At 45.8% G+C, this 24,544-nt stretch carries 17 protein-coding genes, 1 tRNA gene and 1 other RNA gene; 7 read left to right on the forward strand and 12 right to left on the reverse strand.

Translation table 11 applies throughout. The annotated features are described in order from the left end of the window. The first annotated feature begins 82 nt into the window (after nucleotides 1-82). Nucleotides 83-1,282: a clostripain-related cysteine peptidase gene (locus P150_RS0101200; RefSeq protein ID WP_155952887.1), complete on the forward strand. Its 1,200-nt coding sequence runs from the start codon at nucleotides 83-85 to the stop codon at nucleotides 1,280-1,282. Between the two features lie 199 nt (nucleotides 1,283-1,481). Here P150_RS0101200 and P150_RS0101205 read toward each other — a convergent pair whose 3' ends face one another. Beyond that, nucleotides 1,482-2,207 (reverse strand): DUF169 domain-containing protein, encoded by a 726-nt coding sequence (locus P150_RS0101205; RefSeq protein ID WP_028896126.1) that lies wholly within the window; start codon nucleotides 2,205-2,207, stop codon nucleotides 1,482-1,484. Nucleotides 2,208-2,342: 135 nt separating this feature from the next. Here P150_RS0101205 and P150_RS0101210 point away from each other — a divergent pair, with 135 nt between their 5' ends. Further along, complete coding sequence (locus tag P150_RS0101210) at nucleotides 2,343-2,690, forward strand: MmcQ/YjbR family DNA-binding protein (RefSeq protein WP_028896127.1); 348 nt, start codon at nucleotides 2,343-2,345, stop codon at nucleotides 2,688-2,690. Between the two features lie 312 nt (nucleotides 2,691-3,002). Here the strand turns inward: P150_RS0101210 and P150_RS0101215 are convergent, their stop codons facing one another. Beyond that, nucleotides 3,003-3,818, reverse strand: coding sequence for a hypothetical protein (locus P150_RS0101215; RefSeq protein ID WP_028896128.1), 816 nt, complete (start codon nucleotides 3,816-3,818; stop codon nucleotides 3,003-3,005). A 71-nt stretch (nucleotides 3,819-3,889) separates the two neighbouring features. After that, nucleotides 3,890-4,954 carry a LacI family DNA-binding transcriptional regulator gene (locus P150_RS0101220; protein ID WP_028896129.1) on the reverse strand — a complete coding sequence of 355 codons (1,065 nt, stop codon included), beginning with the start codon at nucleotides 4,952-4,954 and terminating at the stop codon, nucleotides 3,890-3,892. Nucleotides 4,955-5,102: 148 nt separating this feature from the next. Between P150_RS0101220 and P150_RS0101225 the strand changes: the two genes are divergently transcribed. The 3 genes from P150_RS0101225 to P150_RS0101235 are packed head-to-tail and all read left to right on the forward strand — an operon-like array spanning nucleotide 5,103 to nucleotide 10,026. Further along, entirely contained in the window at nucleotides 5,103-8,663 is a 3,561-nt protein-coding gene (locus P150_RS0101225; protein WP_028896130.1) for a DUF5112 domain-containing protein, read from the forward strand. 6 nt (nucleotides 8,664-8,669) lie between these two features. Continuing rightward, the gene (locus P150_RS0101230; RefSeq protein ID WP_028896131.1) at nucleotides 8,670-9,395 is read left to right on the forward strand and encodes a DUF5932 domain-containing protein; all 726 of its coding nucleotides are present in this window, start codon (nucleotides 8,670-8,672) and stop codon (nucleotides 9,393-9,395) included. After that, nucleotides 9,385-10,026, forward strand: coding sequence for an AbgT family transporter (locus P150_RS0101235; RefSeq protein WP_028896132.1), 642 nt, complete (start codon nucleotides 9,385-9,387; stop codon nucleotides 10,024-10,026). Before P150_RS0101230 ends, P150_RS0101235 begins: the two co-directional genes overlap by 11 nt. Nucleotides 10,027-10,272: 246 nt before the next feature. Here the strand turns inward: P150_RS0101235 and P150_RS17320 are convergent. From P150_RS17320 to rnpB, 5 genes are all read right to left on the reverse strand, one after another. Beyond that, nucleotides 10,273-10,343: transfer RNA gene (locus P150_RS17320), tRNA-Cys, on the reverse strand. Between the two features lie 73 nt (nucleotides 10,344-10,416). After that, complete coding sequence (locus P150_RS17005; protein ID WP_369793296.1) at nucleotides 10,417-10,608, reverse strand: FeoB-associated Cys-rich membrane protein; 192 nt, start codon at nucleotides 10,606-10,608, stop codon at nucleotides 10,417-10,419. 19 nt (nucleotides 10,609-10,627) lie between these two features. Next, on the reverse strand, nucleotides 10,628-11,035 hold the full coding sequence (locus P150_RS0101245) for a YkvA family protein (protein ID WP_028896134.1): 408 nt from the start codon (nucleotides 11,033-11,035) through the stop codon (nucleotides 10,628-10,630). Nucleotides 11,036-11,087: 52 nt separating this feature from the next. Beyond that, nucleotides 11,088-11,534 (reverse strand): hypothetical protein, encoded by a 447-nt coding sequence (locus tag P150_RS0101250; RefSeq protein WP_231477556.1) that lies wholly within the window; start codon nucleotides 11,532-11,534, stop codon nucleotides 11,088-11,090. A gap of 55 nt (nucleotides 11,535-11,589) precedes the next feature. Then, nucleotides 11,590-11,974: RNase P RNA component class A (rnpB, locus tag P150_RS16795), an RNA gene on the reverse strand. A 754-nt stretch (nucleotides 11,975-12,728) separates the two neighbouring features. Here rnpB and P150_RS0101260 point away from each other — a divergent pair. After that, nucleotides 12,729-14,195, forward strand: coding sequence for a S1C family serine protease (locus P150_RS0101260; RefSeq protein ID WP_028896137.1), 1,467 nt, complete (start codon nucleotides 12,729-12,731; stop codon nucleotides 14,193-14,195). Between the two features lie 201 nt (nucleotides 14,196-14,396). On the opposite strand, the gene P150_RS0101265 is transcribed toward P150_RS0101260, so the two are convergent. Continuing rightward, nucleotides 14,397-15,242, reverse strand: coding sequence for a patatin family protein (locus P150_RS0101265; RefSeq protein WP_028896138.1), 846 nt, complete (start codon nucleotides 15,240-15,242; stop codon nucleotides 14,397-14,399). Between the two features lie 162 nt (nucleotides 15,243-15,404). Here P150_RS0101265 and P150_RS15625 point away from each other — a divergent pair, with 162 nt between their 5' ends. After that, the gene (locus tag P150_RS15625) at nucleotides 15,405-19,715 is read left to right on the forward strand and encodes a DUF3320 domain-containing protein (RefSeq protein ID WP_051617402.1); all 4,311 of its coding nucleotides are present in this window, start codon (nucleotides 15,405-15,407) and stop codon (nucleotides 19,713-19,715) included. Between the two features lie 72 nt (nucleotides 19,716-19,787). On the opposite strand, the gene P150_RS0101275 is transcribed toward P150_RS15625, so the two are convergent. From P150_RS0101275 to P150_RS0101285, 3 genes are all read right to left on the reverse strand, one after another. After that, nucleotides 19,788-22,175 (reverse strand): TonB-dependent receptor, encoded by a 2,388-nt coding sequence (locus P150_RS0101275; RefSeq protein ID WP_028896139.1) that lies wholly within the window; start codon nucleotides 22,173-22,175, stop codon nucleotides 19,788-19,790. 108 nt (nucleotides 22,176-22,283) lie between these two features. Next, entirely contained in the window at nucleotides 22,284-23,156 is an 873-nt protein-coding gene (locus P150_RS0101280) for an RNA polymerase sigma factor RpoD/SigA (RefSeq protein WP_028896140.1), read from the reverse strand. A gap of 370 nt (nucleotides 23,157-23,526) precedes the next feature. Then, a complete protein-coding gene (locus tag P150_RS0101285) occupies nucleotides 23,527-24,465 on the reverse strand; it encodes an IS30 family transposase (RefSeq protein WP_028896141.1) in 939 nt (312 codons plus the stop codon). Nucleotides 24,466-24,544: the final 79 nt, after the last annotated feature.

Below are 24,544 nucleotides of genomic sequence, written 5' to 3' on the forward strand. Positions count from 1 at the left end.
TTCTTTCTCAAATACACACAGCTAGTCTGCAATCCAAAGGCATTGCAAATAAGGGGATATTTAAAAACGACACTTGACAGAAATGAAGAAATTATTTTTATATTTATTCGCATCTTTAGCATTATTTGCATCGTGTGGAGGCGACGACAACATCAGTCCGCCTATTGATGAACCAGAAACAGACCCAAAGGCGCAGAAGACTGTAATAATGTATTATCCTTGGACAGGGCATAATACAATCAATCCTGTTACGGGAAAACCAACCAGTTCTGGTCTGTACGAATACTTCAAGAACAATATTGCCAACGTGGAAGTATCCATCAAGAAGGTCGGCTCCACGCAGAACACGCGTACATTTGTTGTCATAGCCGACTCTCCATCGTCCGTAGACCTGTTTGAAATCAAATACAAGGACGGCAAATGCACGCGCGACACGCTTTACCATTACACAGGCGTTGCCACAAATGCCGAAAATCTGAAAGAGTATATCGCAAAAATCAAGCAAAAATCGCCATCTCCAACTTACGCAATGGTAATGGGAGCGCACGGAGACGGGTGGATTCCAAAGAACAAAACACGAAGACGGACGAGAAGTGTTGGTGGACTTTACGCTTACGACCAGTTTGATATTTCGGAAATATCAAAGGCAATAACCGACAACGGCATCAAACTTCAGTATTTCTGTTTCGACGACTGCTATATGGCAAACGTTGAAGTGGCTTACGAAATGAAAGAAGCCACAAGATATATCATTGCGTCTACGGCAGAGATAATGGGAACGGGCATTCCTTATGAAGACGTGTATCAGTATATGGCTTCGCAGAATCCTGACTATAATGCCATCGTGAACGCCTATCTTTCGTTCTATCAATCTTACGTCTATCCATACGGCAGCCTGTCTGTGATTGATTGCGACTATATTGATGAAATGGCAGGGATAATGAAACAATTCAATGCCTACAATGATGCTCCGACAGAGGCAGAACTCTCTCCTCAGGATGGATACAGAGAAGCCCGTTATTATGACTTTGCCGACTATCTCCGCAAGTACAACCGACACATTACCGAACAGGGCAGCGACAGCATAGCATACGCAGACGTGCTCTCAAAACTCGTTCCCAGCAAGGTAAAGACCAATGAACTCTTCACTGTTTACAGAGGAGGCGGGAGTCCCTATACGGTTTCGGCATATAGCGGCATCACTATCAGCGATCCGTCCACCCACAAGGACGTAATACAGAACAAGCTGAACACTCCTTGGTGGGCAGCCACACACAATTAAGTCCCCTCCTCCTGCTTTGTTTGAAACATTCTGAAAACAATATCGAAGTCGAACCGTTGCTCCAACGGTTCGACTTTTTTTGTTATGAAATTACGTTTGAAACAAATCAACAAGGATATTCCGTGCTTATAAATCCATCGTTGAGATTATAGCTTATGGAGATTTTATGTTTTCCTTATAACGTAAAAAGAGTTTTCTGTCAATCTGTTTGTATTTCTCCGTTTATACGTTTTCTGACAATGGAAAATGCACGTTGGAAAAGTGCAGAATCTTTTATCGTATCTGTCATTTCTGTGAAACGGCATTTAGGAACGACAAATGTAAGTTCGTTTTCGGGTACTAACGGACGGGCTGACGGATCCAGCATTCCGATGAAGCATCGCCGACCATTCTTGCGATTCTCTGTTACTGCAAGGCTGACTATACTCGTGCAACCGGAGCCGAAAGGAACTGCCACGGCATCGAAAGCATTATTGTCGAAGAATGCCCAAGCAGTTAAGCCGGAAAGAATGTCGAGCGTTGCCCAAAACAAAACCCCTTCAATATCGTCCATACTGCTTAGTTTGTCCATTCGCACGAAGTTCAGGTAAGGCTTCTTACTGCGTGTGATGTCAAGTTTTCCAATGTATTCTTCAACCATTTCGGGCGTTTGTTTGTAGTGTTCTGACTGCGATACAAACTGCGGTACCCGCTCTGGCATTTTATGAAACCCTGTGTATAACCCACCACCACATTTCACATTGTCGGCTGACAAGGTAAGTGGTTCTCCATCTCGAACTTTGCTGATAGCACCTATCATACACCGTGGCACTTTGCTTTCTGGATTGGCAGGCATATCGCCGTAGCCCAAAGCTATGGGTAGAGGAACTGCCTGCCCGAAAGCCTCTTTATAAACTTTTAGAAATTCTTTATATTCATTGTTTATGTTCCTTTGTTTTGGCTAAGAATGGAAATTGCCATTTGTTGGAATCCTTATCTGTTAATTAGTACAAAGGTAATAAAAAAGTTTTGTTTGTAGAATAATTAAAGCTACCTTTGTTTACAATATAATAGATGGATTATGAATGTAGAAGAACTGCGCGACTATTGTTTGTCGCTCTCGCCCGAAGTGGAGGAGAAATTTCCTTTCCAGAAGTTCGGTGGTGCCAAGGATATCTTGGTGTTTTATATTGGTGGACATATGTTTTGCTATTTCGACATTAATCATACTGATTGCGTGTCGATGAAGAGTACCGAGGAAGAAGCAACACAGCTGCGCGAACAGTACGATTATATCGGATTGCCCCATAATGCAAGCAAGAGCTATGCGCGACGATGGATAGGAATTGACATTGCGAGGGCTGATGATTCGCTCGTTAAAAGGCTTATTCTCAATTCGTTTTGCATCGTAGGCAAAAGGTCAAAATAAATCATTCAAGCGTAAGAAATATATGGAAAGGAAGACCTTAATAATGATGGGCTTCGGTCGGGGATCGGGCAGTAAAAAATCAGCGATTCAAGACGGGTTTCCATTCTTGCGAAGATTGCGTTCCATTCTTGCGAAGATTGCAGTGCGTTTTTGCGAAGAATGAATTGCAATCTTCGCAAGAATGGAAAATGGAAAAAATACTTTGAGAATATATTGTATAAGCTGCTGATAACCAGTAGTGTTATCCTTTTTCTCCTGTATGATGAAAAAATAAAGGCTTTGGAGCGAACGGACGATTGCTCCAAAGCCTTTTTATTCTTCTATTTCGGCGAGGCTTCTCCTGAAGTTGTGAATGAAATTGCTTGTAGTTTCCAGAGGGGCGTAATCGAAATATCGGAGACTTCGCCTGAGATTCCTTCTCAAAACCGTGCCGTTGTTCCTTACGAAGCCTGCCGAATTTTCCTTGAAGTGCCATTCCACAGTGGTTTCCTTCACGAGATTGGAAATGGTTCTGATGACGAGTTTGTATGTTCCTTTCTCCACCTGCTTCACAAAGGGAAGTTCGTCTTGCTCGAATCCGAAGAACTCCATCAGTATGCTGCCCTGCAACTGTGCCATACGGTCGAGGTGCAAGTTGGAAATCCAGTTTTCCAGTTTTACGAAATCCACTTTGTCGCCACGTGTTCTGAGGTACTGTCCGAGCCTGATAATGCCCTCAAGACTGATGCCTTTGTTGAGCATTGCATTGGTGTTGAAGACTATGATTTTGAGAATATCCACGGCTTCGACGGACGTATCGATGCTGTGCAGCTCCTTATGGATGATTTTCTGAAGTTTGTTGTTGAAGATTCCATTGCTCAGCCTTATCTCGCCTTTCTCAATCTTCTGTTCAGGTTTTCGTTCCTCGAGGGTTTTCTGTACCTTTTCCACCAAGTCTTGCGGCAGCGTGAGGTTCTCATCGTTGGAGTTGTTGTTGATTCCCTTCACAAAGATGTTCAGCACATTCTGAATGTCTACCATCTGAAAGAGCTTGTACCACTTGAATGCAGACATCAGTTCAAGGCGCGTCTTGTCGTTGAAGGCACCTGAACGGAGGATATTGAAAAAGTTTCTTTGTATGATGTCCATCTCTTATTTGGTTTGACTTTACGTGATGTGTTTATGAGTAGCGTTTTGTGGAAACGGTATAATCTCCGTGTTTAAATTCTTGTACGGTGATAAAAATCAATGTTTTCTTTTGAGAGCAGTTCGATAGGCATATAGTTTACAGATCGAACTTCTTTCTTTAATACCAGTGCGCTGAAGAGTGTTTCCACGCTTGAGTAGCCTTGTTGGTAGGCGTGCTGGGCAATGAGGAAGGAAATGCTGCCCTGTCGGAGGCAGTTTGCATTCTTGTGAACCATATCGTAGCCCATAATCTGGATTTCGCGGCGATTGGTTTTCAACAGAAATTCACCCACAATGTGTGCCTTTGAATTCATCGTGATGCCGTGGTGGATTTCAGGATGCGCCTTGAAGAACTTCTCCAGAATGCCGTCGTATCGCTTCCGTTCTTCATCCAACGGGAGGTTTATCTCAAGAATCTGCACGTTTGGGAAATGATTTTCCATATAGTTTCGGAAACCCACCTCACGGTTTTCCTGCTGTCGGCTGATCATTTTTCCGTCCTTGGTCTGCTTCATCAGCATAATCGCCTTTTCCTCCTTGGCTATGAGCATCAGCATCCTTGCCGCAAATCTGCCGCTTTGGATGGGGTCCTGACCATAGAATGAGAGTGGTTTCAGGTCGGGCATATAGGAATCGAGAAGAATGAAGGGAATATTGTGCTTATGGAGTTCGTCGGTATAGTTCTTTGTCAGCTCCATCGTGTACGGAACGAGGATTACTCCATCAGGATTTTCGGCAAGACTCTCTTCGTAAGTCTCAATGAAAGACTTGGAATGCAGTCTGTTGTAATACTTTATCTTTATGTTTAGTTGGAAATCGCGGCGCATTTCTATGGCTTTGAGCACTCCCTGTTCTATTTCTTCCCAGTAAGCCTCGCTGGAATGCTTCGGAATGAGGCAGTGAAAGGTGTAGCTCTTGTTGTATGCAAGGACGCTTGCATAGACGTTTGGCTGATAATTTATTTCCTTCAATACCTTTTCAACCTTCTCGAGTGCTTCTTTGGAAACGTTGGGACGCTTGTGCAAGACCCTGTCTACCGTGCCTACGCTGACGCCCGCCTTTTCCGCAATATCTTTAATCCTAATCTTTTCAGCCATATATCCTAACTGTATTTGTATGCAAAAATAGTAATTAATCTTCAGAAAAGCACGATATGATTGTAACTTTTTCACTTTTAGGCAATAAAAGAGGAGTTCTTGTACCGTAATTGCGAAAACTTTTGTATTTTTGTGTCTGAATATTAGAATGCGCAAAGGTAATGTAAGAATCGGTTTCGGGCTGCTTTCCACGCTTGTTGTCGTGATGGTAAGTGTCCTTTTGTCAGCTTGTTCGCAGACAGACAGAAATGCTGTGGACGAGTTGAACGAGAAAGCGTATTCCTTCCATTACAAGAATCTGGATTTGGTTTCCGTATATGCGAGACAGGCATACGGTGCTTCTAAGACTTACAGCGTAGGCAGGGCTGAAGCCCTCAATAATATGGCGTTCGTAGACATTATTAAGATGAATTTCAAGCGAGCAAAGCAGCGTCTGGATTCGATTCCTGAACTTACGGACAACCAAATCGAACTGCTGATAGCCGATATTCAGCAGATGCGACTGTGCCAACGCGAGTCGCGCAACAAGGATTTCTATGATTTCCGCGAACAGGCGAAGCAGAGACTGCGAAGAATAGCCGAAGAGGAGCATTTTCTGGACGATCATCAGCGCAAGAGAATGCTCTATGCTCGGTCGGAATTCAATATTGTAACGTCGGTTTATTACTATTACGTAGGACTTGGTGGACCTTTCGGCAAGGCTTTGCAGTCGATAGATGCCGAAGAATTGCTGAAGGGCGACACGGCGCAATACCTCAAGTATCTATATAATATAGGGGCAGGTGGTGTGATTAAGGAACAATCGCAGGAGGAAGTGAATCAGAAAGAACTTGATAATCTCATCCGTTGCTACCTCCTTGCACAGCAGAACGGCTATAAATACTTTGAGGCCAACTCATTGCAGGCTATCAGCGAACACTTGCAGATAGCAGAGTATCGCGACAAGCTAATCGACGACAACCTCCCTGCATTCAAATACTTGAACGTTGATTCGATGCCCGACAGTTTGCTGGCAGGTAATTTTGCGCAGCGTTCATTGGATTTGTTCACTGCCTTTGGCGATAAATACCAAGTTGCCGGTGTATACAGAACGCTTGCTACCTGTTATTGGAACATTAATGACAACACTTCGGCGATAATCTGTTTGGAAAGTGCCCTGGACAAAAATCCGGAAATCGTTCAGGCTCCCGACCTTGTAGCCTCCATCCACGAGCAGTTGTGTGTTGTGTATTCCTCAATCAACGACAAGCAGAGCAGCGATTTCCACAGGAATGCCTATCTGGACTTACAGGAACAGACCCGACAGGACAGGTATTTAGAGTCGCGTGCAGGTCAGTTGGAAAAGACTTCCAAGACGCTTAACTTTATGATAATGCTCATTGTCATTCTCATTGCTATGGTTGTGCTGTTGCTTTTCATTTTCCACAAGATGCGAAAGAGAAGAGCCAAGAAGCATTCTTTGGACGAATTGCTGAAACCCTTGCAGTTGTGGCAGGACCAGAATAAGGTTTCTATGGCAGAAATGGAGGATAAGTACGAGGCTTTGCAGGAAGACTATCAGGTGGAACTGTTGCATTTGGTGCGTAACAAGGAACGGAATCTTGAGCGACGTGCGAAGGTTGAACTCGTAAACTCCGTAACTCCTTTCATAGACCGTATGCTTCACGAGATAAAACGACTGAAAGCAGGCAACGAGAATGAGACATTGCGCAGCGAACGATTCCAATATATCAATGAGCTTACGGATAAAATCAACGAATACAACGATGTACTGACCCAGTGGATACAACTGAAACAGGGAGAATTGTCGCTGCACATCGAGAGTTTTCCTATTCAGAAGATATTCGATATTGTTGCAAAGGGCAAGATGGGGTTCCACTTGAAGGGCGTGGAACTCGATGTTCGGGAATCTTCTGACGTGGTAAAGGCAGACAGAGGGCTGACATTATTTATGATAAACACGCTTGCCGACAATGCAAGGAAGTTTACGGAAAATGGCGATAAGGTTACGATAGTTTCCAAATCAGAAGCAGAATATGTGGAAATATCGGTTTCCGACACCGGAAAAGGCATACCGTCGGAAACGCTGGAGCACATTTTTGAGCATAAAGTGATTGTAGACAGCAGGGATTCAGAGTCCCACGGCTTCGGATTGATGAATTGTATCGGCATCATCAACAAGTACAAGAAGACCAGTCAGATATTCTCCGTGTGCGAGATAGGAGCTGAAAGCACGGAAGGGAAAGGCAGCAGATTCTTCTTCAGGCTTCCGAAGGGAGTTGCCAGATGCCTGTTGGCATTGCTTACGATGGTATTTCCCGTATCAATCCTTGCGTCGTCAGATGCCCATACAGAACAAAAAGACAGCACTTCTGCCCAAGTCTTCAACAACAAAGACCTGCAAAAGGCAGATGCTTATGCTGATTCCGCATTTTACAGCAACGTAAACGGCACGTATGAAAAGACACTTGACTTTGCAGATACCTGCCGATATTACCTCAACAAGTACTATCTGTCGCTGCATCCGAACGGCAAGAATCTGATGAAGAGGGAATCAACGCAGGCTGAAATCCCTGCCGAAATCAAGTGGTTTCACGATAATCTGCCCACAAACTATATGGTAATCCTCGACATCAGAAACGAAAGTGCTGTCGCTGCATTGGCACTTCACGAATGGTCGCTGTACAGATACAACAACGATATGTTTACACACTTGTTCAAGGAGACCTCAGCCGACAAGACCTTGGCTGAATATTGCAGACAGATGCAGCGTTCGGAATCCAACAAGAACATTGCGGTAGCCTTGCTCATTATCCTTCTTATCTCCATTATGCCGATATATTATTTTATGTATTACCGACACCAACTGTTCTTCCGATTCTGCGTCGAGCAGTTGAAGCGAATGAATGAAATCCTACTTGGCGATAAAACGGCAAAGGAAAAGAAGAAGGAGATAGCCGCTATTCCCACGAATAAATTTCCCGAATCGCTGCAAGACATCACAAACAAGATAAACTCAGCCCTCGACGACACCATTGAACGCGTGGAGGAAAGCAGACTGAACATCGAATTTGCCGAAGACAACCTGCACCGACTGCAATATGAGGATGAGAAACTGCACGTTGGCAACAACATTCTCGATAATTGCCTTTCAACCCTGAAGCACGAGACGATGTATTATCCGTCGCGCATCAAGCAACTCACGCACTGTGAAGAGAATTTGCAGACAATAGACGAACTTGCTTCCTACTACAAGGAACTCTATTCGCTGTTGAGCAATCAGGCAATGCGCCAGATTGCATCGCAGAAGTACGTACTCAGTACCGTTGAAGTAAAGGACATCATCTCATCCAAGATGAAACTCGAGAACGAAACAATGGGGAAGACGAAGGTGCTCGGCGATACCGACTTGCTGAAATACCTCTTCCTGACCCTCCAACGACAGGCTGCGACTGGCGATTTAAGGGTGAGCGTGGAAGAGAGATACAAAGGCTACGCCACAATCCGTGTGCATTTTCAGCAGAACAGTCTTTCAGGACTGGAGAGTTCGCAGCTTTTCTATCCCTCGGCAAAGACGCTGCCGTTCCTCATCTGCAAGCAGATTGTGCGCGAAATAGGCGAACACACCAATCAGAGAGGCTGTGGAATTTCGGCAAATATCCAAAACGAAAAAATTGTCATCGACATAACTTTAACTAAAGCAAATTAGAACAGAATGGAAAACTTCAAAGTTATCATAGTGGAAGACGTGCCATTGGAGCTTAAAGGCACTCAGGGCATTATCAGCAATGATATTCCGGAGGCGCAGGTGCTCGGTGCCGCACAGAACGAAACGGAATACTGGAAGCTCATCAAGGCAGAACTGCCCGACCTCGTACTGTTGGATCTCGGTCTGGGAGGCTCAACCACCATCGGAGTGGAAATCTGCCGACAGACAAAGGAACTGTATCCGGGCGTGAAGGTACTTATATTCACGGGCGAGATACTCAACGAGAAGCTGTGGGTGGACGTGCTCGACGCAGGGGCAGACGGTATTTGCCTGAAGAGTGGCGAACTCCTGACACGCAGCGACGTTGCGAGCATAATGGGAGGCAAGAAACTTGTGTTCAACCAACCTATTCTTGAAAAGATAGTAGACCGTTTCAAGCAAAACGTAAGCAGCGAACTGATGCACCAAGAGGCGATGATCAACTATGAAATAGACGAATACGACGAGCGTTTCCTACGACATCTTGCATTGGGCTATACCAAGGAACAGATAACGAATCTCCGTGGAATGCCTTTCGGAGTGAAGAGTCTTGAGAAGCGGCAGAACGAACTCGTGCAGAAACTTTTCCCCGAAGGAAAGGGAGGAGTGGGCGTGAATGCAACCCGACTGGTGGTGCGTGCGCTCGAACTGAGAGTGGTTGATATAGACAACTTATATTCTGATGAGGAATAAACTCGGACTATTGGCGATAGTCTTCATCGTGTTGCAAGTCCTTCTCGTGATAGCATCGTGGATGATTACGGCCGCATTCCCCGAATTGCAGTTGCATTCCCTGCTGAGCGAAGAAGGAATAAGGTGGTTTTCGCGAAACTTTGCAGACAATATGAAGACAGACGTGCTGGTTTGGATGCTGCTCGGCGTTACGGCTTATGGAGCTTTCCGGACCAGTGGGCTTAGTTCGTTTCTATACCGAATGCTGAAGGAGCGCAGGGCATTGGGCAGTTTCAGTTACAGAGAGCGGATAGGATTCAGGGTTGTGCTTGCCGAAATCCTGTTTTTCATTGTGCTTACCCTGATGATGACGATGCTTCCACAAGCCGTTTTGCTGAGCGTTACGGGTCATTTGTTCCCGAGCAGCTTTTCGGAAAGCCTCATTCCATACCTCGCCCTTGTCGTAACGGTGTGCTCATTGTCCTATGGAGTAATGTGCGGACAGTTGAAAAGTCTGGGCGAAACCTATGAGTCGTTCTCCAGCGGCTTCAGGCTCTGTGCCCATTTGTTCCCGATTTATATCCTTATTGCAGAGTTCATAAGTTCCTTTGTCTACGTTTTTCAGAGCTACCTGCACATCTATTTGGATTAGGAATAAGCGAACACGAAGGCAAAAGAGCGAGAGGAAAAATTCGGATTCGAGATAAACTGCCCAAGAAACTATTAACAAGGCGACAAGTAGACTTCCAAAATTTCAAACGTTTTCGGTCTTGCTTTTCAATATTCTTCCGCACACATAAAGACCGCTTCCCTGTCAATCCATTCGCCTGTTCTCCTGTTTGCTTCCCCAAATGGGGAAAATAAAAAAAGAACCGGAAATTCTTCCAGTTCTTTTGTGAGGTGCCTAGCGGAATCGAACCGCTCTACACGGTTTTGCAGACCGTTACCTAACCTCCCGGCCCAGGCACCATAGGCGAGCATTCATTTCCTGAATGCGAATGCAAAATTAATAATTATATTCGGTTCGACCAAATTTTTTCCATCAATTTTTATGACAATATGCAACTTTGTCGTGTTTCGACATTGTTTTCTTCATTGCCTGTTCGTGTATTGCACATCCCGAGCATCCTCCGCACGGGTCGTTGGCAGTCCTGATGGTCTTTATCAGCGCACGGACAACATACAGAATTGCCAATAGCAAAACTACTGTCAGTATTATATATTGTGTCAGCATTTGTTCCTCCTATATTTATTTATACCGGATCCTCTGCGTCTTTGTCTGCAAAAATCTCATCGGCACCCTTTATCTCATCCTCATCGAACCATTGCGCGAGTTTTGAATGAGCCTTATCCTTCACGTCATCGCCAACCTCGTTCCAAATTTTGTTTATCACGAAGAGCAGAACCGTGAGGTCATCGGCCAGACCTGCAATCGGAATAGCGTCGGGAACAATGTCCAACGGCGAAATAAGATAGCCCAGCGCACCGATGATGATGGCTTTGTCCTTGAGCGAAACCTTGTCGCTCTCCATTGAATAGTAGAGAATCAACGCTGCATAGACCAGTTTCACGCCGGCACGCTTTGCTATTCTCTGTATCTTCTCTATAAATCCTTCCTTTGAGAATTTATCTTTATATTTCTGTAAATCAGGAATTTCCATAGTCTCCTTTCATTTTTGCATCCTTTCGGTGCTGTTAATAAATATTGCAGGGTTATCTCGGATTGTAAGCCAGCACCTCATCCACGTATTCCTTTGCCATCGGATATTCGCGGTTCGTGCTGTTAATCCTTCTCCTTACGTTTACTTTCATCAGAATACGGTAGAGCAAAAACAGTACCATTCCGATTGCCAGTCCTATCAAGACTTTGCCAAAGCTCTTGAGGGGGAACATTTCATCCTGAAATCCCGAGAGCACTATGATGGGCAGACATACCAGAAAGCCTGCTATCGTGTAGCGTGTACGTTCCGTTCCCTCGCTGTCGAGTGCCGCCTGATACTCAAACAGATAGTCCGAGAGTTCCTCGTAGGTAAGCCGTGAACCCATCTTTGGGAAATCGCTTTCGTTCTTATAGTTATTGATTTTGTTCTCAACCTTGTGCTGAAAATCGTCTGCAACAATCCGGTAGTTCTCGTAATGCTTCATATTGGATTTCTTCATTGAAAGCAAGCCTCAACTTCCTCTCCCCGAGACGGGAGAGGAAGCGAGTATGCCGTAAAATAGTGCCCCTGTAAGCCGGGTTCTGTTCCTTCATCCTCTTTCGATGAATGAAGGCGTCTGCCATTTATCTACTAATTGGGTCGCCCCAATTCTCAAGCATTCTACCCTCCATTGTGTCGTTATGAACTCGGGCGGGCTACCCTCAGACAATGGTTTACATGAACTTGCAACTCCTGAACAGCACAGCCAGACGATCACCCGCCTGCTGGTGGTCTCTTACACCGCCTTCTCATCCTTGCCATCCTTGCAGATGGCGGTTGTTTTCTTCTGCTTACATCTACTGTTGCCAATAGCTTCTATTTTCGGAAGCAGGATGCCCTGCGTTGCCCGGACTTTCCTCTCGCATCGGAATGATGCCAGCGGCAGAACCGGAACACTACCTTATTAATATGCAAAGATAGTGCAAATAGCAGAAAGCACAAAATATATTATCATTTTTTGGATATTAAGTTCGATGTTCAGCCTCGCACACATACTTCATTGTTCTTTATTCATCGAACTGAATGAATGGAACTACTGCGATGGGATGTTGCGTAGATTGCCGTTGGGGTTAGCCGTTTCTCGGTGTGTTTGGGCATTGAACCTTTGTAAAACCTTTGGTTCAAGATTGCATTTTATGCTGAAATTCACGATATTTGTAAGTCGTTGAAAATCAATGGATAAAAAACGCAATCAAATCTTGCGAAGAATGCGGCGCAATCTTCGCAAAAACGCATTGCATTCTTCGCAAGATTGCACGCCATTCTTCGGTTACTTGCAAATAGTCTGTCAGTAGGCTGGCGGCAAGCATTGTTTTGCCGGGTAGGGATGGTGCCGTTTCCTCGGATAAATTCAACGGAAAACACAGGGAAGAAGAGCCTCGAGAACAGAATGAATACCGCCCTGCGAGGTTTTTAAACAAAAGATAGCTATTTTGAATGAATGTAAATTTGTCAGCCTATCTCATTAAGAGCCGTTAAGCAAGCAAAAGTAATTGTTAAATTGGATGAAGAAAACTGACAAACTTTCAGTTTTACATTTTTTGCGTCTATATTTGCAATCGTTTTAAACAGCATACCGGTATCTTTCAGAACAACTGGTACAAAGGTAAAAAATAATAAACAAAAAAACATAGAATAAAGTAAAATGAAGGTTATGAAAAAGTTAGCACAGTATCTCGTAGGTGCATCTTGTGTCGTTGCACTTGCATTCTCCACAGGAGCTTTCATAAAGGTAAATGCTGCGAAAGCACCTGTTGCGGCTCCGGGACAGCCGGTAGACCTCACATACGCTGCCGAAAAGGCTCTTCCGGCAGTAGTGCATATCAAGTATGTTCAGAACTCAAAGACACGCACCGTCGAGGTTCAGGACGACCCGTTCGGAGGCTTCTTCGACCCGTTCGGCTTCTTCGGAAACCCGGGTGGCGGCGGTGGCACGCGCCAGCAGCAGATTCAGACGCCAAAGAGAAAGGCTACGGGCAGTGGTGTGATTATTTCTGCCGACGGATATATCGTAACCAACAATCACGTAGTGGAAGGTGCTGACGAATTGACAGTAACCCTGAACGACAACCGTGAGTTCTCGGCACGCATCATCGGTACGGACAAGAGCACCGACCTTGCACTCATCAAGGTGGATGCGAAGAATCTGCCTTTCCTCACAGTAGCCGATTCTGATAAACTGAAAGTGGGCGAGTGGGTGATAGCTGTCGGCAACCCCTATAACCTTAACAATACGGTTACTGCCGGTATCGTGAGCGCAAAGGCACGTGGTCTCGGTGCTTCAACAAATGGCGTTGAAAGTTTCATTCAGACCGATGCCGCCATCAATCAGGGCAACTCCGGTGGTGCGCTCGTGAACACGCAGGGCGAACTGGTGGGCATCAATGCTATGCTTTATTCGCAGACTGGTTCATACACGGGCTACGGTTTTGCCATTCCTACTGCTATAATGACAAAGGTTGTAGACGATATCAAGAAGTACGGAAGCGTACAGCGTGTGGTGCTCGGCATTCAGGGCGGCGACGTACTTAACTATATCAATGCGCAGAAGGAACAGGGTAAGGAAGTTGATCTCGGTACAAACGAGGGTGTATATGTAGATAAGGTGGACGAAGACGGCAATGGTGCCGAGATAGGTCTTCAGGCTAAGGATGTTATTGTCAAGTTCGATGGCAAGAAGGTCAGCAAGATGGCTGAACTCCAACAGGAATTGAACGGCAAACGTCCGGGCGATAAGGCTGCGATTACGTTCCTGCGCAACAAGAAAGAAATTACAAAGACCGTTACTCTGAAGAATGCTCAGGGCACTACGAAGCTGTTGGAGCAGGTCGATATTGACGTGCTCGGTGGACAGTTCCGTCCTGTAACCGACGCAACAAAGAAGCAGCTCAGCATCAACTATGGTCTCGAGGTGCTGAAAGTGAACAGCGGTGCTTTGCGGGAGGCAGGTATCAGCAGAGGTTTCATCATCCAAAAGGTAAACGATGCAACCGTAAACTCTATCGAAACACTCCAGAAGCTCGTGAAATCAGCGTCTACAAGCAAGGAGCCTGTGCTCTACATTCAGGGCATCTACCCTACGGGTAAGAAGGCATACTTTGCCGTTCCGCTTGCAGACTAATCATTATTAGCAGATATTATTATACCAAAAGTCCCGGCATTCCATAAGGAATGCCGGGACTTTTTTTGAAGTTCTTGAAACTAATAGATGAATATCGGCTCTGTTCATCAGGTTTAATACACAAGCGTTATCGTGTTTTACAATTTCATTTTCTCGAAAATAAACGAATTATGGAGCGTACTTTGTAAAAATAATTCAACACTATAAAAACATAGTTTTGATTTCATCGAGCTTTTCCAATGCTGCTTTTCTGCCCAGTTCGTAGGTTGCCTGCATCTCATCAGGGCTGTGGGAGATATGGCCTATCGTGAGTTTTTCCTTCGGACGAATGACGAGTGTATTGCCCTTTGCTTCCTCTTGTCTGACGAATTGCAATTCTTTGTTATACATAATATGTCGTTCGGCAATGGCTTTAATCATTCTTGGGTAATGTCTTAACTGTAAACGGATTAAAGGCAATAGTTTGTTGGGTTCTTTTGCGTAATCGATTGGTTGTGTCAGCACGACAAGGTTGCGCTCGTAGCCTTGTTTCTGGAAGAAGTCGAGGGGAATCGAGTCGGCAATGCCACCATCGAGGAGTTTCTGTCCGTTGATGGTTACGATTCTTGAAGCCAAAGGCATAGAGGCAGAGGCGCGAATGTATTCCAGTTCTTCATAGTCGCAAGAGTGCAACTGTTTGTAGAAGGCCTTTCCCGTGCCCACGTTTGTACAGACAATCCAGAACTCCATAGGGTTCTTCCTGAATGTTTCAAAGTCCACAACGTCTTCTTTCGTCGGGATGTGGTGGTAGTCGTATTCGCCTCCGAAGTAATCTCCGGTAAGAATCAAAGAGCGAAGAGAGGCATATCGCCAGTCTTTTGCAAAACGTTTGTTGTATCGGATGACGCGTCCGTGCTGTTTCGATTTCATATTGCAGCCGAAAGCGGCACCTGCCGACACGCCTACGGCACCATCGAAAGTGATGCCTTCCTCCATCAGAACATCCATAACGCCTGCCGAAAACAGTCCGCGCATAGCTCCGCCTTCGAGCACTAATCCCTTTTTCATCTATTATTTATCATTAATTATAGTACAAAGGTAAGAAAAATTAAAGAATTTGGTGTATATTTGTAAGCAAAAGAACGCAGGAACATTGCAATGCAGGTAGTGGATTGCAGAGTTCAATACATTTATTCATTCCCCTGAAGAGGGGTTCGCAAAGGTATTGATATGGATGATGAATTAATTAAGATTGACGAATCGAAGCTGACCAAACAGCAGATTTGGGAACGCAAGTTGTTGGATTTCTCGTTGAGGAATAATCTTTTGAACCTGAGACTGGGTTCAAAGGCTATTCCGATAGCAGCAGAAGATGTATGCCAACTGGAAAACGAACTGAGCAGCGGAGCCGATTTTGAGATTGTCTCTTCGCTGTCTGAGCAGGAACTGCTTGCCGTGGAGAAGCGACTGTATCGCGAATCCCGCACGGCTTTGGAGGAAAATGGTGCAAACACGCTTTTCCTTGCTATTGGTTTGCTGCATTGGTACGAGGATGCCAAGGCGGAAAAGGAACGCCTTGCGCCGCTTCTGCTCATTCCGGTTACGATGGTTCGCAAAAGCAGCACGAAATACGTTATCCGTCTTTTAGACGAAGATATTACTTTCAACCGTACTTTGACAGAACTGCTCAGCCAGCAGTTCAACATCAAGAATCCCGAACTGGCTGAACTGCCCGAAGACGAACAGGGAGTCGACGTGAGAAAGGTGCTCGGTATCTTTGCGGATAAGATAAAGGATCAAGCCAATTGGAAGGTGGAAGAAGCTGCTGTGCTGTCTCTTTTCTCGTTTTCAAAGTTTGTGATGTGGAACGATATTCACAACAATGGCGAAAAGATGATGAAGAATCCGATTATCAGCAGCATTGTTACCAAGCAGCTTTCGCAGGAAGTGGTAACGGAAGCTGCAGATATGCGACAGAAAGACCTGAACGATGCACCGTCAAAATACGCATTGCCGGTAGATGTGGACTCTTCACAGTTGGAAGGTGTCGTAGAGTCGGGCGAGGGCAGAAGTTTTATTCTTTACGGTCCACCGGGAACCGGAAAGAGTCAGACCATTACCAACATCATTGCGAATGCGCTTTTCAACAACAAGCGTGTGCTTTTCGTGGCTGAAAAGATGGCTGCGTTGCAGGTGGTTCAGAATCGTTTGAGGAAGATTGGACTGGATCCGTTCTGCCTTGAAATGCACTCCAACAAAATGACCAAGGGACATTTGCTGGAGCAATTACAACAGGCTCTCGACCTCACGCACATCAAATCGCCGGAAGAATACAGGCAGTTGAGCGATCAGCTCTTTGCCGAGCGCAAGCAACTGAACGGATATATGGATGCCTTGCACAGAAAAGGGGCTTCCGGTCTTTCGCTCTATGACTGCATTGTTCGGTTTGAGGCATTGAAAGATGGCGAAATAGTTCCTTCTGAGAATTATCTTAATTCGGTTAATGACAATGAATTGAAGAAAAATGTTGAAGTGATTCGTCAGCTTCAGTCGGTCTTTTCTGTTATCGGTCATCCGTCAGCACATCCTCTCCGTGGGCTTACTACGACCGACGCATCATTGAACGTTCAGCAAACATTGTCAGGGAAGATTGATTCGCTCCGTCAGTTGCTTCCTTCCGTTATCGCTTTGTTCAACAGACTTAATGCTTCTGCCGTCAATAAAGTGCCTGTTTCGCTCCAGTCTATGGATTGGCTGGACAAGCTTGTAGCACAACAGAAAGTCATTACGGCGCAGTATGCAGAGAGTATTCTCTCGCTTGATGCAGCGCAACTGCGAAATGAGTGGACAACGGCTTGCGGCAAGTGGTTTATTCCCCGTTTCTTTGCAAAGCGCAGCGTGGTAAATAAGATGAAATCATATCGCACAGATTTCGCTTCCGACGCTATGGAGGCTCTCTTGAAGCTATTGGAAGAACGCAGCGCAACGCTGAAGACATACGGAATGCAGCCCGGTCAGTCGGTTTTGACGGCTGCTGACATTCAGACTATCGGCAGTCTGGACGGATTGGCAGCAAAAGAGCTTTTCGACAATCCCGATTTGAACGACATTTCTGCCCATCTCGACCAATGGCAGAAGGCTTTGCCGCAGGTGCGTGATTGGACTCAATGGTGCCTGCGAAAGGAAGAACTGCGGAAAGCGCAGCTTGAAAACGTGATACAATACATATATGACAATCCCGAAACTGATGCGATGAGCGTTGGAAATGCGTTGGAAAAGGGCGTGTATCGCCAGTTGGCAGTTCAGGCAATCGATGCCAGCCCACAGTTGCAGCTTTTCAACGGCGTGATTTTCGAGGAAACAATCGCAAAGTATCGAGATTTGGCAAAGCAATTCCAGACGATTACGAAGAAGGAACTCTACTGCCGATTGGCAGCCAACGTGCCTTCGATGGCGATTGAGGCTACAAAGTCTTCCGAAATGGGACTTCTGAAACGCTATATCGCAAGCAAGGGACGTGGCGTTTCCATCCGGAAAATCATAGAACAGCTACCGACGCTGCTCCCTCGTCTCTGTCCTTGTCAGCTGATGAGCCCGATGAGCGTGGCGCAATACGTGGATTTGAACAACGAACCTTTCGATTTGGTCATCTTCGACGAGGCCTCTCAGATGCCTACCTCCGAAGCCGTGGGAGCAATAGCACGAGGCAAGGCACTTATCTGTGTGGGCGACCCTAAGCAAATGCCGCCGACAAGTTTCTTCCAGATGCAGAGCACGAATGACGACGAGGCCGAAATCGACGATATGGAAAGCATTCTCGACGACTGCATCACGCTTTCGTTGCCTGCCCATTATCTGTCGTGGCACTATCGTTCGCGCCACGAATCGCTCATTGCGTTCAGCAATGCGCAGTATTACGAAGGCCGTCTGTTCACTTTCCCGTCTGTCGATGACAGGCTTTCAAAGGTAAATTTCGTGCCGGTAGACGGTTTCTACGACTTCGGAAAGACGCGCTGCAATCAGGCGGAAGCCGAAGCAATCGTTGAAGAAACGGTGCGCAGACTGAAGGAATATATTGCCAAGGGAGAGGGAGCAACCTATCGTTCCATCGGTATTGTGTCGTTCTCGAAGGTGCAGCAAAACCTGATTGAAGACCTCTTGACGGACAGATTGGCGCAAGAGCCCGAACTGGAGAAATATGCCTACGACGTTGAGGAACCGATTTTCGTGAAGAATCTTGAGAATGTTCAGGGTGATGAGCGCGATATTATTCTTTTCAGTATCGGATATGGCCCCGACAAGGACGGAAAGGTCTCTATGAACTTCGGTCCGTTGAACAATAATGGTGGCGAACGCCGACTGAATGTTGCCGTAAGTCGTGCCCGTTACGAAATGATGGTGTTTTCAACGCTCCAGCCTGAAATGATAGATCTCAGCCGTTCTGATGCAAACGGCGTGGTGGGACTGAAGAAGTTCCTCGAGTTTGCCAAGAGTGGGCGTATGGCTGTCGCTCCATCGGCTGTCGATGTTGCGAACGGGCAGAACTCAATTGTAGTTGGCCTCTCGGAAGCATTGAGGAAATCGGGCTATGAAGTAGACGCACAAGTAGGGCGTTCTCACTTCAAAGTAGACCTTGCCGTTATCAATCCGAAGGACAAGAACAAGTATCTGCTAGGCATACTGTGCGACGGACCTTCCTATTTTGCTACGAAAACGCAGCGCGACCGTGAGATTACGCAACCCGGAGTATTGAAGGGATTGGGCTGGAATCTGCTGCGTGTGTGGGCTGTGGATTGGTTTATGAATCGCGAACAGACTGTTCAGAAAGTGCTCGACGAGCTTAAACGACTGGAAGATGCCGATAATACGGATGCGTCCGTCAAATCAGCGCAGCCATCTGTCCCCAAGACCGAAAAGCCGCAGCAGCCTGCCGGCTTTGCAACTATGCCTTTCAGCGTGAGCGAAGACGAGATAGTTCACGCCGAAACAAAGGAAATTCCTTATCAGGAAGCCGACATCAGGCGTGCATTCAAAGGAATGAATGCAGAGAAACTGGAGGCAAATTCGGAAAAATTGAGCGAAGATATAAGAAAGATTATAGAAGCCGAACAGCCCGTAAATGCTTCTTGGATTGCAAAGCGCATCATAAAGACTTGGGGAATGACGCGCACTTCGCAGAGATTGACGGATATGATAGCCAATGATATTGTCCGTTTCAAGGTGGACCGAACCTATAATGAGGCTGATCCTACGGTTTGGTTGAATACTGATTCGATGAAGAATTTCGATGGTTTCCGTCAGGCTAACGGTCGTGAAATCGATGAAATACCGGGTATTGAGGTGTCGAACTGCATTGTTTTTGCCATCGAGCAGCAGGTTTCTATCCCACGGGAGGAATTGAAGAAACAGGTAAGCAAGCTGATGGGATTCAACAGAATGGGTGCAAAGGTAGATACTGTGATTGATAATTGCCTGACGGTTCTTCTCTCGCAAGGCAAGATAACCGAGTCAGAAGGCGTTCTGAAGGTTGTTGTCCAATAGTTTCTGAAGTGCGAAAGAGCCATATCAAACTCTGTTTTGAGTATTGATATGGCTCTTTTTTAATGTTGTTGATTAAAACTCCACTGTTATTTTACCATTGAATTGACGGCCGGTCAGATAGTTTGGAACTGCATATTGCTGACCCGAAATGTCTGTTATCCAATAATAGGAATTGACATTGTTGATGCCTAAAAGGTTCAGACAGTCCAAGCCTAACCAAACATTACGGAAGATAGACGGCTTTGCGCCATCGTGATTGTCGTAAAGTCGGTAGCTCATACCGATATCGGCACGTCTGTACGCTGTGGCACGGAAGGAATTGTTCTCGAGTTCCTTGTGTGGAGCAGCGAAAGGAAGCCCGTCGGCATAGGCAAGTTTCAGCGACATTCTCCATCGTGTAGTTCCCGGGAAATAGTCCGTGAAGAAAAGGTTTACGGCGAATCGCTGGTCGGTTGGCAGAGGAATGCTCTTTCCGTTCAGTTTCATTCTTGTATTCATCAGACTGAAGGTAAGCCAAGAATCAGCACCCGGTACAAATTCTCCGAAGAGTTTCAGGTCGATACCCATTGCGTGGCCGGACGCTTCGTTATCTCCATAATATGTTACCTTAACGTTATCAACGGAATAGGGAACAAGGCGCGACATTGCTTTGTAATAGACCTCGGCAGAGAACTTGAAAGGACGATTCATCATCTGAAAACGATAGTTCATTGCCGCCAAAGCGTGGATGGAACGCTGTGATTTTATTTTCTCGTTGAGGGTTGCGTATGTTATGCCGTTAATCAGAGTGGTATCGCGAAGCTCTTTATAGAAAGGTGCCTGATAGTAAAGTCCGCCTGCGACACGGAACGACAGATTACGGTTCCAGCCGGGAGTGATGGTAAGCGACGCTCGCGGCGACACGATGCTCTCACCGTTGAAGCCCCAATGTGCGTAGCGGACACCATAGTTCAGCGTGAAGAGAGTAGGGATGGAGTCGTTGGTCTGGAAATTCCAAGTGTCCTGAAGATACCCCTCAAATCGTTTCGTATCCAGTTTGTTCTGCGCTCTCAGCGAGTAAATCATATTCAGGTCTTTACCTGTGTGTGGAACATTGTATCCTGCTGAGTCACGGTATTCGTATTCGGCAGAATTTTCCGTGATTCTCTCTATCTTATAGGTAGCTCCGCCTTCGATGTTATGCTTGCCTGCCCTGTGCCTCATCATCAGCTTGAGGCTTTGAACGTTGGCTTTCAGATAATCGCGCGAATGCTGCATATAGGTTCCTACGCCGAGATTTTCGGAAGTTTCGGTCTGTGTGAGCCAATACTGTCCCTGAATGTCATAGCGTTGCTGCTCCTTTGTGGAGAATGCAGAAGCAATGAGCGAAACATCGGTCTTCGGCGAAAGGTGGTTGGTAATGCTGAATGTGCCGAAATATGTGCGGAAAACATCCTTTTCCTTGCCGTCGAAGTAAACTTTGAATGCCTTTACATTCTCCATTGTACCGAAATTCGTCTCACGGTCTTCAGGTTCAAAATTATAATGGTTGTCGGAAATGTTACCGATGAAATCAATCTGCCATCGCTTGCCGGGCTGCCAAGAGAGATAAGTCTGGTAATCGAGGAACGAGGGATTGTATTCTCCCTTTGTTTCCAACGAACCGAGCAGATATTTGTTCGACTTATAGCGCAGTCCGTTAGTCCAAGTAAGTTTCTTTGAGGACAGTCCGAAGTATCCACTCGCACCAAGCATCGAGAGTGAAACGGAGCCTTCGGTGCGTTTGGGGCGTTTGTAGGTAATGTCGAGCGCAGAACTCATCTTGTCTCCGTACTTTGCTTCAAATCCACCGGTTGAGAATCCCACGTTTTCCACCATATCGGGATTGATTACAGAAAGTCCTTCCTGTTGTCCGCTGCGCACCAAGAAAGGTCTGTAAACCTCCACATTATTTATATATACGGAGTTTTCATCGAAAGTACCGCCACGAACATTATATTGCGACGACAGTTCGGAGTGAGTGGAAACGCCTGCCTGTGTCTGAATTATTTCCTCGATGGCATTGCCTGTCGCGGAAGGAGCGCGCTTGGTATTGTCCAGTTTCAATACCTCGGTAGTGCCGTGCTGCGGCGTTTTTCCCTCAACAACCACTTCCTGAAGCTCGTTGTCGTCGGCAAGCTGAACCAAAAGCGTCTGCTTGCCCTGTGGTCTTACCAAAATTCTGGTCTTGCTCTTGTAGCCGAGCATCGAGAATCTTACCTTGACGGAATCCTCACTCTGTAATTGCAGGCTGAACTCGCCCTTGAGGTTGCTCATTGCCAGTTGTCCCTGCGAAACAACCATAATGGATGCCAGCTCAATAGGGTTTCCGTCCTTGTCGGAAACCTTTCCCTGAAGCGTGAACGACTGTCCCATCGCCACGCAGGAAGTGATGAGAAACAAGCCAAGTATGATTATCTTTGAAATCTTATCGTGTAACATATTTTCATTAACGTGGCAAAGCTGCATTTATTGCTCTGATACTGCAAAATAAAACCCCACTACACCTTTACGGGCAGTGGGGAGTATGCTTTTAATTTTCAACAAAAATTAGCCGAGATACTTCATCAGCACTCTGGCGTTTCCACTTTCGCGGATTTTCTCAATGGCCTTTTCGCGAATCTGGCGCACACGCTCGCGGGTGAGAGCCATCTCTGTTCCAATCTCTTCCAGACCCTTTTCCTGACAGCCGATGCCGAAACACTCGATAACGATCTTGCGCTCGCGTTCCTTCAGTGTGTTCTGAAGAACAGCCTTTAAGTCGTCCGACATTGACTCGAAGTCTACGCCCTTGTCCGTTCGGGAATCATCGCCTGAAGAAAGCATATCGCTCATTGAGTTGTCATCATCATCGCTGAATGGCGCATCAATGCTCATGTGGTGATTGTCCGCACTCTGACTCTGACGGATTCGTGCTTCGTCGATACCTGTAAGATCGGCTAATTCGTGAATTGACGGACGACGGTTGTGCTTCTGAACAAACTCATTCGTTACCTGATTGATCTTAGAGATAGCACCAACCTGATTCAAAGGAAGGCGGACAATGCGGCTCTGCTCAGCGATTGCCTGAAGAATGCTCTGGCGAATCCACCATACGGCATAAGAGATGAACTTAAATCCACGAGTTTCATCGAATTTCTCGGCAGCCTTTACGAGTCCAATGTTACCTTCGTCGATAAGGTCGGTAAGAGAAAGCCCCTGATGCTGATATTGCTTTGCAACAGATACCACGAATCGAAGATTGGCTTTAATGAGTTTCTCCTTAGCTCGTTCTCCTTTTCTTCCACCCTTATGAATTTCTTGAGCAAGCTCAATCTCTTCATCAACGGTAATCATAGGTTCACGGCCAATTTCTACCAGATACTTGTCGAGAGCCTCACTGGAACGATTGGTAATACTTTTGGAAATCTTAAGTTGTCTCATGAATAAAATTTATGATTTTTGCAGCAGAAATAAATTCTAAAATGCGTAAAATGACTTACAAAGTTACAATAATATTTCCAGAAAATGAATGCTGTTAAGTTTTTTTGTCTAAAAAATATGTCAAATTTGTGAGTGGAATGAAATCGATATTAACAGAATAATCGAAGTCTCGGTAATGATAAACTGCGCATATCGTTGACTATTAGTTATTTGTCTACATCTTGTTTCTCGAATGACAAGTTCATCTCTTTGCTTAGAACTTAGATGCAAAGTTACGAAAAAATCTTGAAATCTGCAAACAATGAGTAGAAATCATACAGCCAAACAAACGTGTTGCTTCTATGTGTAGAGTCAACCAGCAAGTGCAAAATTACAACACATGTTTGAAGAACTCGCACTTTGGTGTGGAAAAGTTTAGTTTTTCCCTTGGTCTTTCATTCAATTTCTTCTGTATGGCCATAATCCTCTTGTCCGTATAGTTCTCAAAGGAATCCTTTTTAGGGATATATTGCCTGATTAACTTGTTTGTATTCTCAATGGCTCCCTTTTGCCATAAACAATATGGATCTGCAAAGTACACAGGCACGCCCAACCATTTCGTGATATCCTTATGTGCGGCAAACTCAGGTCCGTTGTCAGTGGTAATGGTCTTCAGTCTGTCCTTGTATGGCAGCAGCAGTCTCCTGACTGCTTTTGCCAGAGGCTTCGACTGCTTCCCAAATGGCAGTTTCCGCATAAGCAACATATTGGTGGATTTCTCCACCAGTGTGAGTATGGCCCTTTGGGCAGGGTCGACGATCAGGTTCATCTCAAAGTCTCCAAATCTCTTCCCGTCCACTTCCTTGCTTCTCTCATGGATGCTCACCCTGTCCTTGACAGGAAGATGCCCACCCTTGGGGTGATGCCTGTATTTCATCTGATGTCTTGTGTGCCCGGCAAGTTTCCCTGTCGGGTCATTGTGGATGATGTTGTAGATGGACTGATGGAACACCCTTATCCCCTCATTCACACGCAGATACCCTGATATTTGTCTTGGAGACCATTGGTCATTAACGATATATTCCTTGATTCTCCAGACCAATTCGTCGGAGAGCCTGGAGTTGCTCACCGTTCGCCTCCTGCGCTCCATGGCCATGTCGTGCGCCTTCGTCCAGATATACTTTCCCGAGGGCGTGCTGTTGCGTTTGATTTCACGTGAGAGTGTTGCCTGACTGATGCCGACGATGGCGGCAATTTCTTTTCTTGCGGTTTTCTTTTGAAGTAAGGCGAAAATTTGCGACCTTTGCTCCGAGATTAATTGATGGTACATAAACAATACAAAGTTAGTTAATCTTGGGGAGACTTCGGTCTCCCTTTTTTAATTTGTATTGCCGGTTGTTGCTTTTTCC

It is taken from the genome of Prevotella sp. HUN102, assembly GCF_000688375.1.
Taxonomy (GTDB): Bacteria; Bacteroidota; Bacteroidia; order Bacteroidales; family Bacteroidaceae; genus Prevotella.